The following is a 20,033-nucleotide window of genomic DNA, read 5'->3' on the forward strand; positions in this document are numbered from 1 at the left end:
ATTGCAAAACGTTTTAAACGCTACATGAGTTAGATTGACTAGAAGTTTTATTTGTATACATAATTATGTCTTTCTCTAGACCTTATTAAAAACTAAGTTTAGCTCCGAAAGTATAGGTTGACATTACTGGTTTTGTACTAGTAGTATATGTATTTCCCAATTCAGGATCACCACCATCCCAATTGGTAAATGTAGCAACATTTTTCGCTGCAAGGTAAACGCTCAACGAACCTAATTTTGCTGCTTTTAACCATGCCTGATCAAACTTGTAAGACACGGTAATATCTTGCAAACGAACATAGCCTTGTGATTGCAATGCTTTATACTTACTATCTGCAGAATATCCTGCTCTTGGATTTTTGTTACTAGCATTTTCGCTTGTCCAATAATCTATATAAGTACCATTAGCCCAAACATTACCTGATACATTTGATACAGAAGCTGGAATATTACTTTTTTGATAGTATCCATTACCACCGAATGTTCCTGTCAACAATACATAAAATGTCCAATTTTTATAAGTAAGTGTATTACTTAAGCTCAATTTGAAGTTCGCATCTGCAGTACCTAAAATTTTTCGATCTTCTGTTGTAATGCTTCCATCTCCATCAAGATCCTTGTATTTTGGATTACCAGCAGTTTCACCATTTTCACTAATATACTCCGTATCGGTAGTTTGAACAATACCATCTTGCACATAACCGTAGATTGCATTTATCGATTCTCCAATATATAACCCATTGGATGCATCATCATCTTCAACACCATCACCGTCATTATCTTCACCATATAGTTCAATAATCTCATTTCTGTTCATCCAATAGGTAGCAGCAGATGTCCATGAAAAATCTCTGTTTTTAATATTTACGCTTCGTACAGTTAGCTCAATACCTTTGTTATCGACCTGCCCCATTGAATCCCACATGTACTTAAATCCAGACATAACTGGTATTTCTCTGTAGAATAATTGATCAGTAGTTTGTGAGTAATACACATCCAGGTCGACGAACAATCTGTTGTTTAACCATGCTGATTCGAAACCTGCATTCCAGGCAGTTGTTTTTTCCCAACCTAGTTCCTCATTACCAAGTGTTGTTTGATACATTCCATACTGTATTGTTCCTTCCTCATCGGAAAACTCATAGGTAGCAGAACTAGAAGTACCATTAGTCACTTGAGATGCTGTAGAATATGCACTAATACCTTGGTTACCATTCTGTCCCATTGATAATTTCAATTTGAAATCGTCAAGAAATGAAACGTCCGCCATAAAGTCTTCGCTAGTAAGTCTCCATCCTAAACCAACAGAAGCAAAATTACCCCATTTGGTATCATCTCCAAAAACAGATGCTCCATCGCGACGATAAGAACCCGTTACAAAATATTTATCATCGAATGAATAATTTACACGACCTAAATATCCAATATTTGTTTCTTTGGTTTCGTCGATATAGTATAGTTGAGTGGTAGCGAAAGCCAATCCGGAAACTCCAAGAGAAGTATTTCCATTATCTGAAAAATCGTCTCCTGTCAATTCAACTGCACTTGTTTCAGTTTGGTCACGAGTTGCAACCAAAGTACCTTCAACGGTGTGCTTTCCAAACTCTCTTCTATACGATAGAATATTATCAATAACATAAGAATCTGTAGTAGTCGTAGTGATATCACCATTTGCTTTAGAAAGCAATCCTACTAAAGTAGAAGCATCGTAACGACTATCACTAGCTCCCTCAGCTACATAGTAACTTTCGTGATAGAAATTTTTCTGTTCCGACTTTAATCTATTAGCCAAATAGTTCACTCTGAAATTTAAACCTTTTACCCAAGGTACATCTACTGACATATAGGTATTTAAACGATATGAATTTCTAATATCAGAATTATCACGAGTACCATCATTTACACCCCACATTGGATTTATAGTACCTTCTTCGCGAGGATATTTTTCTAAATTACCTTCATCATCACGGTACATTCTACCATAAGGAGTCATAATTTTTGCATTATAAAGGCTCGCATCAACGCCAGAATAATCACGTCGAGAGTAGCTACCATCTATACCAATTTTTAACCAATCGGTAATATCGGTATTAACTTTACCCATTATCGAAATACGCTCAAAATCATCACCAATAACAACCCCTTTACTATTATTATAAGAAGACGATAAATAGTAATTTAAGCCTTCATTAGCTCCTGATACAGACACTTGGTAATCTTGAATAACACCAACTTCTGTCACATCATCTAACCATTCACGCTCTATTCCTGCTTCATAATTTTCTTGTTCAAAAGTTGAACTCAACCAAGTAGTAGTTCCTTCATCAAAGCCATTACGATCGTTTACTGTTTTAAACCATTGTTCCCCTTTCATTAGGTTTGGTTTGTTTTGCCATACCTGTATACCAGAAGAAACATTAAATGAAACAACTGGTTTTGCAGATTTACCTCGCTTAGTAGTGATTGAGATCACACCATTTGCAGAACGAGAACCGTAAACAGCAGCCGAAACAGCATCTTTTAAAACATCGAAAGAAGCAATATCATTTGGGTTAATATCACTCAAACTTCCTAAATAGATAACACCATCTAAAATTACCAATGGATCATTATCTCCATTAATAGAGTTTGTACCACGAATCAACATACTTGGCTCATCACCTGCTGAATTCGAAGCTCCAATATTCAAACCTGTAACAGAACCTTTTAATGATTCCAAAAGATTTAAGTTTGGCATATTAGCTACCGATGAATTTTCTAATTTTAGTGAACTAACAGAACCAGTATAATCCTTACGCTTGGTTGTACCGTAACCAATAACAATCACTTCCTCCAAACCTGCTACATCATCTTCCATAACAATAGCGAACTCAGATTGACCACTTAAAGTGATAACCTGTGTTTTCATTCCAATAAAAGAAAAACTAAGCTGCTTGGTACCATTAGGAACTTTCATAAGAAAATTACCATCAATATCAGTAATTGTCCCCTCAGTAGTTCCTTTAATTACAATACTAACACCAGGCAAAGCTACACCAGAATTATCTGTTACTTTTCCTGTGATTGTTTGTACTTGCTGAGCAGACTTAATAATCAATTCATTTTCTTCTAAGGAAGAAAATGCATACGTTTGAAAAAAACCAACCATCAATATAAATATTGAAAGGCTCGTGATTTTAAACATTTTCGACAAGGAAAAACTACCCCATGCCGAGAGTCCATGTAAAAATTTCATAAAATTACGTTTTTTAAGTTAACACTGATATGTTTCCATCATACCATAATTGGTTAGATTTAACTGATATAAAGCTATCACTACCTACATTCGTATTCATCAAACTTTGGCTCAAATAACTCTTCTATTACTAACTTGACCGATCTGTTTAATTTTTCACTACTGTAATTAGATTTTTCAATTCAAACGATATAAACAAATTGAAAAATACTCTAGTCGTTTAATGAAAAAAACATCTTTTAACACACATCCTAATCTAAAATCTATTCTTACAATAAATTAAAAATAACGTTTGCAAAATAAATAATATTAATGATCTGTCTATACCTTTTTAATTATTTTTCTAAAGTATATCTACATTCGAATCTATCATCTTGATTTTCTTCCAATTAGTAGACTTGTAGAATTCCTATTTAATTGCAATGCAAATAGTATTTTCTCTAATTCTTTATGGATTTCATCAAAAAAACTAGATTTTCATTCTATTATTCTTCTACCAATAAACAAAAACAAGAGCCGAATTGTTAAAAAGTGTTACATTTCTTTAATAGATTCAGAGATCAAATTTCGCCTTTCTAATAAACTACTTTTACTATTGAGAACACAAATTTTCTCTGGCAATCATTTTTTCAGCCTAAAAATTCACATAAACTTATTTCAGAAAATAGAATGTGTAGCAGGAATCATTTCTAAATTGCTAAAAACCTCTAATTCAGGCAAAAATGGCACAAAAGGTGCATTCAATGACAAAATTTCAGGGAATACACAAAGACAAATTGACAATATTGCTCATAAAGTCACAACAAAAGAATCTTGTCCACTTATTTTTAAACAGATAACATCACAAATTCCATTTGGCATATCCTTTGTTCATATCAGTACGAATCGCGATTCAAACAAAAGTACTTACCAATAAATAGTTGATAAGATTTAGTATTAATTGTAAAATTAGGAGGATTTATCATGTCACTAGTAAAAAGAAATTCAGACAATTTATTCCCATCCTTTTTCGACAATTTTCTATCGAAAGACTGGATGGATTGGAACAACTTTAACTACTCGAACACCAACACTACATTACCTTCGGTAAATATTAGTGAAAGCAGTAGTGAGTTTGTTATTGAACTGGCAGCTCCAGGAATGCACAAAAATGATTTTAAGATCAATCTAGAAAACAATCAACTCAACATTTCTTCGGAGAAAAAGGAAGAAAAAGAATCTAAAAAAGAGAAATACACTCGCAAAGAGTTTAGCTACCAATCTTTCCAAAGATCTTTTCAATTACCTGTGGAACTTGTTGATGCCAACAAAATATCTGCAGAGTACAAAGAAGGCATCCTTCGGCTTCTTCTTCCTAAAAAAGAAGAAGCGAAGCCACAACCTGCAAAAGCAATCACAATTAACTAAGATAAAAAATGGGCAGAATCAATTCTGCCCATTTTTATTCGTTTATAGAATAAAATCCTTTTACTCGAAAGCAAATTGCTTACACCTTTTCTACCTTTTTAATACCACGACGATTAAAGATAATGCGATAACGACGATAACTAGTTTGATCATCCAACTTAAAACGCAATATCATATTCACAAAGTAGACCTTCTCTCCTAATATTTTTTCAAACCTGTCCTCTTTTAAATAGTAAAGTGGAATTTCAGGATTGTCCATTTTCTGAATAAAACGAGAAACATTAAATCGAATAATATCAACCACACCAGTGATATTGTAATCTCCATAGGAATTATCAAGCGCAGTTTTGTCTAATCGAAGCAATTTTCTGTAAAAGATAATTTTCTCACCAACACCTCGGCTTTCCACATCAATAATTCTAGATCGATCTCGGTGTTTCATCACTCGCAAAGGGACACTATCCTCTCGAACAAAATCAAAACTTTCCTTACACCAACCAATCCTCTCATCACCCTTTACACGAATTGTAGTTTTATGGTCGAAGAATCGTTTGTTAATTTTCCCGACCAAATACAATCGCGTAAGATCTTTGATCCGATCTTTAAGCATATAAATAATCACCAAAGCCACAAACAGAGGCATGGTTAAGTTGCCCAAACTTTTCTGAAACAAAAAAGTTAAAGCGGCACCAATTATCATCGCCAAACCAGCAGCAATACTATATAACAATTGCATGGCAAAAACCCCCTCTTTTTTCTTCCTGGAAGATAACAAAAGCTGACCTTCGAAATATTTCTTAAAAGCGCCTCTTCGGTGCACCAACCAACGATTTTTATCATGCGCTTTCTCCTCTACTACCAAATACCCATTACTTTTTTTATAGGCAATTTCTTCGCGCATAAGACTTATAATTTCCGTCTTACTTTGTTCAAAATCGGAATGATGCCTTTTCTCTAAACCTCTGTGCAAATAAAAAGAATGCTGCTCAAACTGATTACTCATAAACTCATCTCCAAACAGATAGTAATCAAACATCTCTTTTCGGATGGTAGGAACATTTATGATTCGACGCAAATCACGGTAGCGTCGGCCAATCTTCTTTACATTCGATATGTATTCATTGATCAGATACTGCCGGTCATCAGCCAACTCGTTTCGCAGGATATGCTGTATTTCGCGACGAAGTGCTGAACGGGTAATAATATGAAACATACGAATATGATATTCATAATTCGCCTCGCTTTTGGCTGAAGGCACATTAGCAACTTTATGAAAAGCTTCCTCTAATCGGTTAAATACAGAATGAGTTCCTAAGGCAATATCTCGCAGTAAATAAGTAGGAGTAATTAAGCGAATGTTAGAATTAAAATCATTGTAAAAGTCCTCCTTTTTATAAGTCGAAGAATTAATATCCAATCCACTCGGAATAAAAAGCCAGGTTTTAATAGAAAACTCACTCACCTTTCGATCCTTACGAGGCTCATAGCCCATTTTAATTTCTACCGAAAATTTGTCATGAACTTTTACAATTTCTTTTATCATACGCGCTTACTACTTTTAATTTCTAAAAATTATACTAAACACAAAAGTACTCATTTTCATCTAATGTTTATTAAGAGCCAAACCCTAATTTTAAAGGCATAGCTCTACTTCCATTTTCGGCAAAATAAAATCACAATCGTTGTCAAACCACCTAACTCATCATTGTAACAATTCACATAATTTGTAATCAATAAATAGTTCATTCATACACCTACTACAACCCTCACTATAAGATCAATATAAAAGCTCCTTCTTTACTCATCTTTCCCCTTATCCGACCAAATTCAGCCATCTATTATTTATATACATTTCAAATAACAAAAACAATAACTACTAAAAACCTTACAAATAAAGAGACTAAGTGTACTTTATACAATTTTATATGCATACGTTTTCGAAAAGCAGGTAAATATTTTTTGAAATTATTAAAAAAGAATTTACATTAGCAATGTAGTTACTTAGTGTTGTTTTTACACTCTATTTAATTTTAAAGATATTAATCTACATCAAAAGAATGACTAACAGAACTCTTAATGACTATATTTCTGTCGATTGCGTCATATTTGGATACAATGGCCAGGAGCTACAAATTCTACTTGTAGATAGAACACTTACTGATAATTCCACAGGTAAATCTGAATTTACTGATTTAACTCTAACTGGAAACCACATTTATGAAGATGAAACCATTGAACAGGCAGCCTATCGTGTCTTATTCGATTTAACTGGTTTAAAAAATGTATTTCTTGAACAATTTAAAACATTCGCACATCCCGAACGACTCAAAAAAGAAAACGATAGAAAATGGCTACTTCACGATGGAAGAGACCCTGACAAAAGAATCGTATCTATAGGTTTTTTCGCTCTATTAGCTACTCAGGATATTACTCTGGAATGGAAAGGCAGAAATGTAAAATGGGTTTCCATATCAGAGGTTGGCGAACTCGCCTTCGATCACAATCTAATTTTAAATGAAGCTTTAATTGCACTTCGCAACAAAATAAAACACGAACCAATTGGTTTCGAATTGCTGCCTGAGAAGTTTAGCCTAACACAAATGCAAAATGTATACGAAGTTATTTTAGGTACCGAACTCGATAAGCGGAATTTCAGAAAGAAAATTGCACGCATGAAATATTTAATTCCTACCGACGAAAAACAAACAGGAGTTGCACACAAACCAGCAAGACTCTATGTTTTTAGTCGCGAGGTGTATGAAAAAACAAAAAAGGAATTATTTGATTTTACCGTTTAATAGAAAAAAATGTCAGACACAAATAAAATATCGATTAGAGAAAAAATAGGCTACGCTTTGGGCGATGGCGCTGCAAATATTGCCTGGAGAGGTGTTGCCACCTTTCTCTTCATCTTTTACACCGATGTTTTTGGCATCAACCCGGCAGCAGTTGGCTTACTCATGCTAATTGCCCGTTCTACCGATGGAATCAGCGATGTTCTCATGGGCGTTATTGGCGATAGAACCAATACAAAGTATGGCAAATTTCGCCCCTGGATCTTGTACACAGCCGTTCCTCTTGCCATCATTTTATCCTTACTATTTACAACACCAAATTTATCTGAAACAGGTAAAATTATATACGCCTACACAACCTACATTCTTTTCACATTAATTTATACGGCCAATAACATCCCATACGGAGCATTAATGGCAGTTATGACTGGCGACGATAAGGAAAGAACAAGCATAGGCTCGTATCGAATGGTAGGTGCTTTTGCTGGTGGTATGCTAGTACAGGGAGCCCTACTTTACCTGGTGGCTCATTTCGGAAATATCGATCCTAACATCAAGATAAACCAACTGGCCAACGATAAATATCAAGTGAGTGTTTCGGCTCCTGAAGATGTGGAAAATGTAAACATCAAAACAAAAAATGGAATTGCAAAATTCGTTTGGGACGATGCAAGCAGCTCCGAAAAAACGCCAACACAAGGCAAAAGCTTTTCCATGACTGCTGACAAAAGCTATTCTTTTATTGTTAGCGGAGAAGAAAAACTAGATCAGGATCAAATCCTTATTATCGATCAAAAAAGTGGCTACAGTAATTCCATTTACTTAATGTCGGTATTTTTGGCCGTATTTATGTTTCTGACTTTTTGGAGTACAAAAGAAAGAGTTCAACCTCCAAAACAACAGGAAAGCAACCTGGCGGGTGATCTTAAAGATTTAATTCGCAACAAACCTTGGTTGGTACTACTTACCATTGGCTTACTGTTCAACATCTACAACTCCATAAAACAAGGCATTGTAGTTATCTATTTTTCACACTACCTGAACAACCAGCTACTTGCAGCCTCCTTTATGGTCGCTCTTATGTTTGCATCCATTGCAGGTGCCATGATTACAGCTCCACTCAGCAAAAAATTAGGCAAGAAAAAACTATTCATCTACGCTTTAGTGTTTTCTGCACTAGTAAATGCATCCATTATTTTCTGCGGTCCAAACGACATTACTGCCATTTTCATTTTAGGTATTGTTTCTGAATTTGCAGCAGCCATATTTCCAACCCTATTTTTTGCCATGCTTGGCGATGCAGCGGACTACTCCGAATTTAAAAATGGCCGACGTGCTACCGGATTGGTTTATTCTGCAGGCTCCTTTGCAACAAAATTTGGAGGCGGCTTAGCAGGAGCCATCATCGGTTTTGTATTGGCAGCCTTTCACTACAACGGACAAGATCACATGGCCATTCAAGGTGCAATACCTGGCATTAAAATGCTAATGAGTTGGGTGCCTGCAATCATTGCCATACTCGCAGCCATTTTTATGGGATTTTACCCATTAAACCAAATGAAAATGGATGAGATTACTCAAGAATTAAACAGCCGAAGGGCTAACGAATAAAATAGAAAATAAAGAAAATTACAGATGCTTTTCATCTGACAGAATAAACATTTTAATTGAAGAATTATGAAGTACGGTTTCTTTGACGACGCAAATAAAGAGTATGTAATTACATCTCCTAAAACTCCTTTTCCATGGATCAACTATCTTGGAAACAAAGACTTTTTTGGTCTGATTTCAAATACTGCTGGAGGATATACTTTTTATAAAGATGCCAAATTTCGTCGTCTTACCCGATATCGATACAACAATGTTCCTGTAGATATGGGCGGCCGCTACTACTACCTAAAAGACGAGGATTGCACCTGGAATCCAACCTTCAAACCTTGTCAAACAGAATTAGATAGCTACGAATGTCGTCACGGACTTAGCTACTCACGATTTTTAAGCTCAAAAAATGGCCTTTCTTCCAACTTACTTTGCTTCATCCCACTCGATTATATGGGCGAAGTACATCTTTTAAAACTAAAGAACGAAAGCAATCAAACAAAAAAAGTAAAACTATTCTCCTTTGCAGAATGGTGTTTATGGAATGCGGAAGATGATATGACCAATTTCCAAAGAAACCTGTCTACCGGAGAAGTGGAAGTAGAAGGATCTGCTCTTTATCACAAAACAGAATACAAGGAAAGAAGAAATCACTACGCTTTTTTCTCGGTGAACACCAAAATTAACGGTTTCGATACCGATCGCGAAAGCTTTATTGGCATGCACAACGGTTTCGATAAACCTCAGGCAGTAGAAAATGGAAAAGCCACAGATAGCATAGCTCACGGATGGTCGCCCATTGCCTCGCACTATATTGAAGTTGAACTGAAAGCTGGAGAAGAAAAAGAATTCGTTTTTGTTTTGGGCTATGTAGAAAACAAAGACGAAGAAAAATGGGCTTCGAAAGGCATCATCAACAAAACAAAAGCCAAAGCAATGATGGCTCAATTCGACACGACCCAAAAAGTAGAAGCCGCTTTCGCCAACTTGCAGAATTACTGGTCGAATTTGCTGGATAAATTCCAATTAGACAGTCAGGAAAGCGAACTAAACAGAATGGTGAGTATCTGGAATCAATACCAATGCATGGTTACCTTTAACATGTCGAGAAGTGCCAGTTTCTTCGAAAGTGGAATAGGCCGTGGCATGGGCTTTCGCGATTCCAATCAGGATATCATCGGATTTGTGCATCAAATTCCGGAACAGGCAAGAGAACGAATTTTAGATATCGCGGCCACACAATTTGAGGATGGTGGATGCTATCATCAGTACCAACCCTTAACAAAAATGGGAAATCATGCTTTAGGTGGCGATTTTAACGATGATCCTCTTTGGCTGATTCTTTCGGTGAGTTCTTACATCAAGGAAACTGGAGATTTTGCCATTTTAGATGAAATGGTGCCTTTTGATAATGATGAATCGAAAGCTCAAAGTTTATTCACTCACCTAAAAGTATCTTTCAGCCATGTCATCAACAATTTAGGTCCTCATCAACTGCCACTTATCGGTCGTGCCGATTGGAATGATTGTCTGAACCTGAACTGCTTCTCAACAAACCCAAACGAATCCTTTCAAACCACAGGAAATAAAAAAGGAAGAACTGCCGAATCGATTATGATTGCAGGCCTATTTGTGGTGTATGGAAAAGAGTTTATCAAACTGTGCAAACAAATCGGTAAACGGGAAGAAGCCCAGGAAGCAAGTCTTCATGTAAAAGCCATGGAAAAATCCGTAAAGGAACATGCCTGGGATGGAGAATGGTTCCTACGTGCCTACGATTACTACGGTAAAAAAGTAGGGTCGAATGAAAACAAGGAAGGCAAAATATTCATCGAATCGCAAGGCTGGTGTACCATGGCCGAAATTGGCAAAGAGGAAGGCTTAATGAAAAAATCACTCGACAGTGTGAAGGAACGTTTGGACACTCCTTACGGTATTGTTTTGAACAACCCTGCCTTTACCGAATACAAAATTGAGTATGGTGAAATTTCGACTTACCCTGCCGGATACAAAGAAAATGCTGGTATTTTCTGCCATAATAATCCATGGGTAATCATCGGGGAAACATTATTAGGACGAGGCGATCAGGCTTGGGATTATTTCCGAAAAATTTGTCCTTCCTATTTAGAGGAAATTAGCGATTTGCACAAAGTAGAACCCTATGTATACTGCCAAATGGTAGCCGGAAAAGATGCTTTTAAACCTGGCGAAGGCAAAAACAGCTGGCTTACCGGAACAGCATCCTGGAATTTCTATACCATTTCGCAATACATTTTAGGAATCCAACCCGATTACGATGGACTCAAAATAGATCCTTGCATTCCTTCCGATTGGAAAGAGTATTCGGTTCGCAGACAATTTCGTGGCGCAATGTACGAAATCAAAGTTCTGAATCCTTCCGGAATCAACAAAGGAATAAAATCGATAGAACTCGACGGAAAAGCTCTCAATGGCAACATTTTGCCAATACTAACTTCAGGTACACATCAGGTAAAAGTTATTCTAGGATAATCGTTGAAAATGATGAATATGAAAAGCAATAAAGCCTACTTCTTATTTTTTTCTTTGCTACTAACAATGGCTTGTTCTTGTAGCAAGAGTATGAAACCTGTTCCCAATAACGAACAGCTCATCTTATGCAATCAGGTTGGATTTGAGAGTAGCGCACAAAAAAAAGCGATACTAAGAAGTAGTGCTGAGTTTTTCAATCTTAAAAACAGCAATGGAGAAGTCGTTTTGGAAGGCAAAACCGGTATCAAACAGTATTCTCCCCTTTCTGGAGATACTGTTCAGCTAATCGATTTTTCGGAAGTAAACAAAGAGGGAGACTACTACCTTGTTGTAAATGATAGTATCATCTCCAACAAAATCATCATTACAAAAAGACCTTATGCCGAGCTTGCAAAAGCTTCTCTTAAGTCATTCTATCTGAATCGCTCAGGAATGAAAATAGACAGCCTGTATGCTGGCAAATGGGCTCGCCCTGCGGGTCACCCCGATACGCTTGTTTATTTTCATGCTTCGGCAGCAGATCAAAATCATCCTGAAAACAGCATTATTTCATCACCGAAAGGTTGGTACGATGCCGGCGACTATAATAAATACATTGTAAACAGCAGTATTTCAACTTATACTTTGCTGCTCGCCTACAATTCTTTTCCTGAATATTTTGCCCAACTCGATATGAACATTCCTGAATCGACGAATGAAATTCCAGATGTTCTAGATGAAGCTTTGTACAACTTACGCTGGATGTTGAGCATGCAAGATCCCGTTGACGGAGGAGTTTATCACAAACTAAGCACCAAAAATTTCGAAGATTTTGTGATGCCACAAGATGCTATAAGTAAAAGGTATGTCGTTCAGAAAAGTACAGCCGCAAGTTTAGATTTTGCCGCTACCATGGCCTACGCTTCTCGCCTTTTCAGTAGCTTCGAATCATCTTTACCTGGTTTAGCCGATTCTTGTCTTATTCAATCGGAGAAAGCATGGAATTGGGCACTAAAAAATCCTGCTATTCTATATGAGCAAGCTGCTGATATAAGCACAGGAGCATACGATGATACTGACTTAAGTGATGAATGGTATTGGGCATCTACAGAATTATTTTTAGCCACAAATAAGGAAACCTACTTACAACGAATCACAAATAGCAAGCTTACCATTAGCACTCCTTCATGGCTAAACATTGGCTCATTAGGAGTTTTATCCTTACTAAGTTCTGATAAAAATGAAGAATTTTCTGAATTACAAAAACAATTTCTCAATCATATTGATGAACTCATTGAGATGGAACAAAATTCTCCTTATCGAATTGCCATCAGTAAATATGAATGGGGAAGCAATTCTGAATTTGCCAATCAGGGAATGTTAAAATTATTGGCTTACCAAATTACAAAGGATCGCAAGTATCTCGATTCGGCAAGAGAAAGTTTAGATTATTTACTTGGCAGAAATGCCACAGCATACTGTTTCGTTACCGGATTTGGTTCCCTATCACCAATGAATATTCATCATCGACCCTCTGCAGCTGATTCTGTTGAAGATCCTGTTCCTGGTTTTATGGTAGGCGGACCAAATCTTATTGTACTTACCGACTGCGGTTCGAATGTTATTCGCTCCGCTTACCCTGCTAAATCATATGTCGACGAGCAATGCAGTTACTCAACCAACGAAATTGCCATCAACTGGAATGCGCCACTTGTTTATTTAACCTCTGGAATTGATGCTTATGAAGAATAGAGAAAAAGATGCCGGAAAGATTACGTTGGTCCCATCCTTCCGGCAAATAATCCATTTGTAATAATACGCTAATGAATCACTACTAAATTAGAAAAAAAAATGGAATTGAATAAAATAGGATGGTACGTATTTCAGGCGAAAACAAAACACATATCACACAATTAAAATGTTTTTTCCTTTCAACGCTTCGCAATCGATAACGAACCTATCTGATAAAGGAATAATCAAGAGAAAAAAAATAACGTCATAATCAATTAAAAATCTGAGAATGGAAACATAAAAAACAAACTACACTTTGAATGTAACGATTAGTTGGTCCTGTCCTTACAAATACAATTCATATACTATAATACGCTAATGAATCAATTTAATTTTATGAAAAAATCTAAAAATTTAAATGCCCCTTTGTATTCTCATCAAAATGAGAAACAAAACAACAGCAGTTGGCTTTTAAAATCAGCAACACTGTTATTGATGGTTATTTGCAATATTGCCATAGTATTTGGTCAAAATGCAAATAAAGAAATCTCTGGAAAAATCACCGATAGCTCAGGTGGTGGCATACCAGGAGTAAACATTTCTCTTCAGGGAACCACAGTGGGAACGGTTTCCGATATTGATGGAAATTATTTTATTTCGGCCAATTCCGAAAACGTTATTGTGTATAGCTTTATTGGCTATACAAGTCAGGAAATCTTAGTAGGAGAACAAAACAAAATTGATGTTGTTCTTTTGGAAGATGCATTAAGTGTTGATGAAGTTGTTGTTGTTGGATACGGAGTTCAAAAGAAATCCTTAACCACAGGATCTATTTCGAGTGTTAAAGCAGATGACCTATTAAACGTTCCCGTATCTCGTGCCGATCAGGCCATGCAAGGAAAAACTGCTGGTGTATCTGTATTATCAACTTCAGGTTCTCCAGGAGCAAGTACTAAAATTAGAGTACGTGGAACAAACTCCAACGGAGATTCAAATCCATTATTTATTGTAGATGGAATGAAGACTGGAGATATTAACAACATTGATCCTAGCGACATTCAATCAATGGAGATTCTTAAAGATGCAGCATCGGCAGCTATTTATGGAACAGAAGGAGCAAATGGTGTTATTATTATTACTACTAAAACCGGAAAAGCAGGAGCTTCACGAATCACTTACGATTTCCAATATGGTATCCAAAGTGCACGAAGCAAGGTAGATTTGCTAAATGCTGAAGAATATAAAACATGGATGGAAGAATCTGGTGATGCAACAATCACTTTAGATGGTACCGATACAGACTGGTTGGAAGAAATATACGAACCAGCATCTGTACAAAAACATCATATTGGCTTTTCTGGAGGTACTGAAAAAACAAGCTATATGATCTCTACATCTTACTTTACTCAAAATGGTATTATCGGTGATAGTAAAGCAAAATACGATCGTCTTACAACAAGAGTAAATGTTAAAAGTGACGTGAAAGATTGGTTAGAAGTTGGTAATAATTTTAGTTACGCACACTCTAAACAAAAATCTGTAGATGAAGACGATGTATACGGAGGGATAGTAAACAATGCTTTATTAACAGACCCAACAACTCCAGTGGTTTACGATGATGCAACCTTATACGCAGACCGAATTGATGACATGGAGGCTCTTGAAGAAAGTGGATATGTACCTCTTAAAGATGGTAATGGTAATTATTATGGAATCTCTACACAGGAGTTAGGTGAAGTTGTTAACCCTATTGCAAAACTTCAAACCTACCATAACAAAACTACTCAAGATAAATTTTTAGGTTCCCTCTATACAACATTAAAACCAATTAAGGGATTAAAAATAACTTCTAGAGTTGGTCTTGATTTAACCTACCAAACCAATCATTCATGGAATGGTGAATATTATTTATCAAGCCAAACTGTTAGTAACAGTACTGCCGTTACCGACGATATTAACAAATGGTATACCTGGTTGTGGGAAAGTTTTGCTTCCTATGATTTTAAAATAGACGAACACAACTTTACCATTTTAGCAGGTTATTCAGCGGAAGAATATACTTGGGATGAATATAATATGACTTCAGGTTACCTAGTAGCCGAAGGAGATTCTTATGCACATCAAGGTTATGCTGATTCAGACTCGTATGATGATGTAGACGGTACATATGACAACCAGACCATGACATCTATGTTCTCTCGTTTATCTTACGATTATAAAAATCGTTACATGTTTGAAGCTTCTTTACGTCGTGATGCAGCTAGTGTTTTTCCTGAAAAAAACAGAGCTGCACTATTTCCTGCAGCATCAGTTGGTTGGATTTTTTCTGAAGAAGATTTTTTCGATCTTCCTTATTTAGACTATGCTAAACTTAGAGCTAGTTGGGGTCAAAACGGTAGTAAATCAAACCTTTCTGGTAATCAAGATATAGAATATTGGTCTTTTGATACACCAACTGTTGATGGTGATGATAATGTGATTTCAGGATCAGAAATCGCAACTCTTGTAAACACAGATCTTAAATGGGAAAAAACAGAACAGTTTGATATAGGTATGGATTTACGTGCGCTAGATGGCAAACTTTCTTTAGGAGTAGATTACTATAAAAAAGTCACCAAAAATCTAATCGTTACAGGTAGTGGTCCATTATCTGTGGGTAATGCATACCCTGCTGTGAATGGTGGAGATGTAACCAATAAAGGTCTGGAATTTGAGGTGGGTTACCGTAATAGTGATGCCGACTTTAAATATAGTATCAATGCGAACGTATCGACTTTAGATAATGAGGTAACTAAACTTACAGCAGATTCTCCTATTAGTGGTGATAATCTACGTGGATATGACCTAACTTGGTTTGAAGAAGGTTATCCTATTTGGTATTTCAAAGGTTACAAAACCGATGGTATCGACCCAACAACAGGAAATGTGAACGTTGTTGATGTAAACGAAGATGGCGAAATCACTTCAGCTGACCAAACCTACATTGGCGATCCTCATCCTGATCTTTTATACGGATTTACTTTCAATGCACAATACAAAGGCTTTGATTTCAATTTATTTATTCAGGGAAGTCAAGGAAATGACGTATTTATGGGTTGGTTCCGTACAGATAGACTTACTTCCAACAAGCCTAAGTTTATGTATAATGATCGTTGGACTGCAACAAATACCGATGCAAGTAATCCTACAGCAAATAATGAAAGCGATTATATTTACCGAAGCGATCGAATGGTAGGAGATGGTTCATATTTAAGATTTAAGCAAATACAGTTAGGTTACAATCTATCTCAAGATTTATTGAATAAAACCGGTATTATAAAATCGGCTCGTGTATATGTTTCTTTAGATGATTATTTCACAATTACAAATTACAAAGGATTAGATCCTGAGGCAGGTAGTAATACAGATAATCGTCAAGGTGTTGATCGCGGTATTTATCCTGTTGCTGGTAAAATAATGTTTGGTTTATCAGTTAATTTTTAATCAGTAAAAAAAATCAAGAATATGAAAAAGATATCATTTTTATATAAAATTCCATTCTTGCTATTAGTGCTATCACTGGCTTCTTGCAATGAGGACGAATTTTTAAGTATAGACGAAACAGGAGCATTAAGTTCTGATGTATACTTGTCTACAGAAGCGGAAGTAGAATCGGCAATGGCAGGAGTTTATAATAAAATACAACTACTTCAATCTAATGATTCATGGCAAAGTCTTTATCTTGCGAAGAATCTACCTGCTGATGATTGCCTTGCAGGATCAAGCTCAGGTGACCAAACTGATTATCAATATTTAGATGATTTTCAAATCTCTTCTGATAATACCAAAGTTGAAGCGATATGGACAAACCTTTATACCGTTATAAACAGAGCGAACACAATTATTAACGATGCAGATCCTACAATCTCTGATAATGTTGTTGAAATGATAGCAGAGGCCAAGGCGATCAGAGCTTATTCTTATTTAGAATTGGCAACCTTATTTGGTGGAGTACCAATAAGAACAGAGAATGCTGTAGAAGCATCAGATTATCACCTAGCACGCTCAACAGCTGACGAAGTATACGCTCAAATTGAAACAGATTTCTTAGAAGCGATTGAAGATCTTCCATTAAAAAGTGAATATGCTTCTGCAGACAAGTATAGAATGTCTAAAGGTGCTGCTCAGGGCTTTTTAGGAAAAGCATATTTATATCAGGAAGAGTATGCTAAAGCAGCTACTCAATTTGAAAATGTTATTAGCAGTGTAGAGTACGATTTAGTTTCAGATTTTTCAACTGTTTGGAAACAAGCTGAAGAGTTCGGAAACGAATCTTTATTCGAAACTTCCTATACTTCAACAATGGCTTATACCTGGAGTACTTACTCTTGGGATAGCTCTGAAGAATGTAATATTGAAGTTCAACTTCAAGGTCCTCGTTCTGCTATCTTTGTTTTAGGTAATACCTCTCTTGAGATAAATAACGGTTGGGGTTTTAATATGCCATCAGAAAAAATTGCTTTAGCTTTTGATGCTGAAGCAGATGCAGTTCGCAAAGCCGCTACCGTAATGTCGGCCGATGATTTCATTGCTACAGGTGGTAGTATTGCAGATGGTATAGAAGCTTTTGTTACCCACGATTACGAGGGGTACATGAGATTGAAATACGCAACCTGGAAATCTGAAACTGATAACGATGCGACTCCTGACCTAAACTACACTACGAACTTTAGATTGTTACGTTATGCAGATATCTTGTTAATGGCTGCAGAAGCTCATAATGCACTTGGTGAAGATGCAACTGCCCTAACAGAATTGAACGAGGTGAGAACCCGTGCGGGTCTAGCTAATGTTTCTGCTAGTGGTGATGCTCTTTTTGATGCAATTGTTACCGAAAGACAATTAGAGCTATGCTTTGAAGGCGTAAGGTATTGGGATTTAATTCGTTGGGGCTTAGCTGAACAAGAATTAGGTAGCTTGGGTTACGAAAGCAACAAAAATGAGTTATTCCCTATTCCAGACAATGAGATTATCTCAAATAACTTAATCGATCTTGCGGATCAAAATCCTGGATATTAACAGATATTTTGAGTTCGAATTATTATATTAGACTGCTCATTATAGAGCAGTCTAATATTTATTTTAAAATCCAAATATGAAAAAAATTATTCCTCTTATTCTACTAGCGCTTACGGCTTGTTCACAAGAAAACAAGACCAATAATATTGATTTGGTAAAAAGTTTTAATGCTGATGGTAAAACAGCAAATATTATCACCACAGCAAAAAATACAGACCTACGACTAAGTGCAACCGGTCAAGCTAAATTCGGAAAAGCAAAACAGGCTCTGGAAACAGAAAATGCGATTTTCGTAAACCCAAACAATACTTTTCAAACATTTATTGGTATCGGAGGAGCCATTACCGATGCTTCAGCAGAAGTTTTTGCCAAACTTTCCGCAGAAAAACAGGAAGAACTATTAAACGCATACTACGGTAATAAAGGAAATAATTATAATATAATCAGAACATCAATTCACAGCTGCGATTTTAGTAGTAGCAGCTTTACCTACATCAACGAGGGAGACAAAGATCTCACCTCCTTCTCTATCGATCATGACAAAAAATACCGCCTACCAATGATCAAGAGAGCCATTGAAAAAGCCAGTGAATCAATCCTTTTTTATGCAAGTCCATGGAGTCCTCCTGCCTTTATGAAGGATAATAAAAACATGTTACATGGTGGAAAATTACTACCTGAATATTACGATACTTGGGCGAGATACTACGCCAAATTTATTAAAGCCTACGAAAAGGAAGGAATTCCTGTTTGGGGACTTACCATTCAAAACGAACCTATGGCAGTTCAAATTTGGGAATCGTGTATTTATACTGCCGAAGAAGAAAGAGATTTCTTGAAAAACCATTTGGGTCCAATCCTTGAAAAAGAAGGATTAGGCGATAAAAATATTGTAGTTTGGGATCATAACCGCGACTTAATGACCCAAAGAGCCAACACTATTTTCGACGATGCTGAAGCTACTAAATATGCCTGGGGAACCGGTTTTCACTGGTACGAAACCTGGCGCGGTGGAAAAGCCATGTTCGACAATGAAAAAAAGATACAGGAAGCATATCCTGATAAAAAATTACTTTTCACCGAAGGATGCAACGAAAAATTCGATCCTGAAAAATACCAGTACTGGCCAAATGCAGAACGATACGGAGATGCAATCATTAACGATTTTAATTGCGGAACAGTGGGCTGGACCGACTGGAATATCTTGTTAGACCAAACCGGAGGACCAAATCATGTGGGTAATTTATGCTTTGCTCCTATTCATGCTGATACTCAAAAAGACAGTTTAATTTACACTCCATCCTATTTTTACCTGGGACATTTCTCCAGATACATTCTACCTGGAGCAAAAAGAGTAAGCAATTCGGTGAGCAATAGCTTTCTTCAAAGCACTTCATTTATAAACGAAGATGGAAGCCTTGTAAATGTTGTGATGAATTCTTCGGAAGAAGCAATCACTTATAAATTGTATATTGGAACTGCAACAGCCACAGAAATTGAAATACCAGCAAGAGCAATACAAACCATTATCTTATAAAACGAGCCTACAACTTTAAAACTTAACTTATAATAAATGAAAAAATTATCATTTATAATCATCCTACTAAGTCTAATGGGAACAAATCAACTTCTAGCTCAGAACAAAGCTACAGACAAAAAAATAGAAGAAATACTACAGCAACTCACTCTAAAAGAAAAGCTTGACATGTGTCATGCAC

At 36.3% G+C, this 20,033-nt stretch carries 11 protein-coding genes; 9 read left to right on the forward strand and 2 right to left on the reverse strand.

Annotation, left to right across the window (positions count from 1 at the left end; all coding sequences use genetic code 11):
• Positions 1–85: 85 nt before the first annotated feature.
• A complete protein-coding gene (locus tag ABYT26_RS12685) occupies positions 86–3,235 on the reverse strand; it encodes a SusC/RagA family TonB-linked outer membrane protein (protein ID WP_372754449.1) in 3,150 nt (1,049 codons plus the stop codon).
• A 595-nt stretch (positions 3,236–3,830) separates the two neighbouring features.
• On the opposite strand from ABYT26_RS12685, the gene ABYT26_RS12690 reads away from it, so the two are divergent.
• Together ABYT26_RS12690 and ABYT26_RS12695 are read left to right on the forward strand one after the other, a co-directional pair.
• Positions 3,831–4,151 carry a hypothetical protein gene (locus tag ABYT26_RS12690; protein WP_372754451.1) on the forward strand — a complete coding sequence of 107 codons (321 nt, stop codon included), beginning with the start codon at positions 3,831–3,833 and terminating at the stop codon, positions 4,149–4,151.
• 47 nt (positions 4,152–4,198) lie between these two features.
• Positions 4,199–4,642, forward strand: a complete 444-nt coding sequence (locus ABYT26_RS12695; RefSeq protein ID WP_372754453.1) for an Hsp20/alpha crystallin family protein — start codon at positions 4,199–4,201, stop codon at positions 4,640–4,642.
• A gap of 79 nt (positions 4,643–4,721) precedes the next feature.
• On the opposite strand, the gene ABYT26_RS12700 is transcribed toward ABYT26_RS12695, so the two are convergent.
• A complete protein-coding gene (locus ABYT26_RS12700) occupies positions 4,722–6,185 on the reverse strand; it encodes a hypothetical protein (RefSeq protein ID WP_372754455.1) in 1,464 nt (487 codons plus the stop codon).
• Positions 6,186–6,699: 514 nt separating this feature from the next.
• Between ABYT26_RS12700 and ABYT26_RS12705 the strand changes: the two genes are divergently transcribed.
• The 7 genes from ABYT26_RS12705 (at position 6,700) to ABYT26_RS12735 (ending at position 19,852) form a co-directional block, all read left to right on the forward strand.
• Positions 6,700–7,440: an NUDIX domain-containing protein gene (locus ABYT26_RS12705; protein ID WP_372754457.1), complete on the forward strand. Its 741-nt coding sequence runs from the start codon at positions 6,700–6,702 to the stop codon at positions 7,438–7,440.
• Positions 7,441–7,449: 9 nt separating this feature from the next.
• A complete protein-coding gene (locus ABYT26_RS12710) occupies positions 7,450–9,048 on the forward strand; it encodes an MFS transporter (RefSeq protein ID WP_372754459.1) in 1,599 nt (532 codons plus the stop codon).
• 66 nt (positions 9,049–9,114) lie between these two features.
• A complete protein-coding gene (locus tag ABYT26_RS12715; RefSeq protein ID WP_372754461.1) occupies positions 9,115–11,547 on the forward strand; it encodes a GH36-type glycosyl hydrolase domain-containing protein in 2,433 nt (810 codons plus the stop codon).
• A gap of 18 nt (positions 11,548–11,565) precedes the next feature.
• Positions 11,566–13,278: a glycoside hydrolase family 9 protein gene (locus ABYT26_RS12720; RefSeq protein ID WP_372754463.1), complete on the forward strand. Its 1,713-nt coding sequence runs from the start codon at positions 11,566–11,568 to the stop codon at positions 13,276–13,278.
• Positions 13,279–13,653: 375 nt separating this feature from the next.
• Positions 13,654–16,740, forward strand: coding sequence for a SusC/RagA family TonB-linked outer membrane protein (locus tag ABYT26_RS12725; protein WP_372754465.1), 3,087 nt, complete (start codon positions 13,654–13,656; stop codon positions 16,738–16,740).
• 21 nt (positions 16,741–16,761) lie between these two features.
• Positions 16,762–18,315, forward strand: coding sequence for a RagB/SusD family nutrient uptake outer membrane protein (locus ABYT26_RS12730; protein WP_372754467.1), 1,554 nt, complete (start codon positions 16,762–16,764; stop codon positions 18,313–18,315).
• A 76-nt stretch (positions 18,316–18,391) separates the two neighbouring features.
• Positions 18,392–19,852, forward strand: a complete 1,461-nt coding sequence (locus ABYT26_RS12735) for a glycoside hydrolase family 30 beta sandwich domain-containing protein (protein ID WP_372754469.1) — start codon at positions 18,392–18,394, stop codon at positions 19,850–19,852.
• Positions 19,853–20,033 lie beyond the last annotated feature (181 nt).

It is taken from the genome of Labilibaculum sp. (assembly GCF_041595635.1).
Classification (GTDB): Bacteria; Bacteroidota; Bacteroidia; order Bacteroidales; family Marinifilaceae; genus Labilibaculum.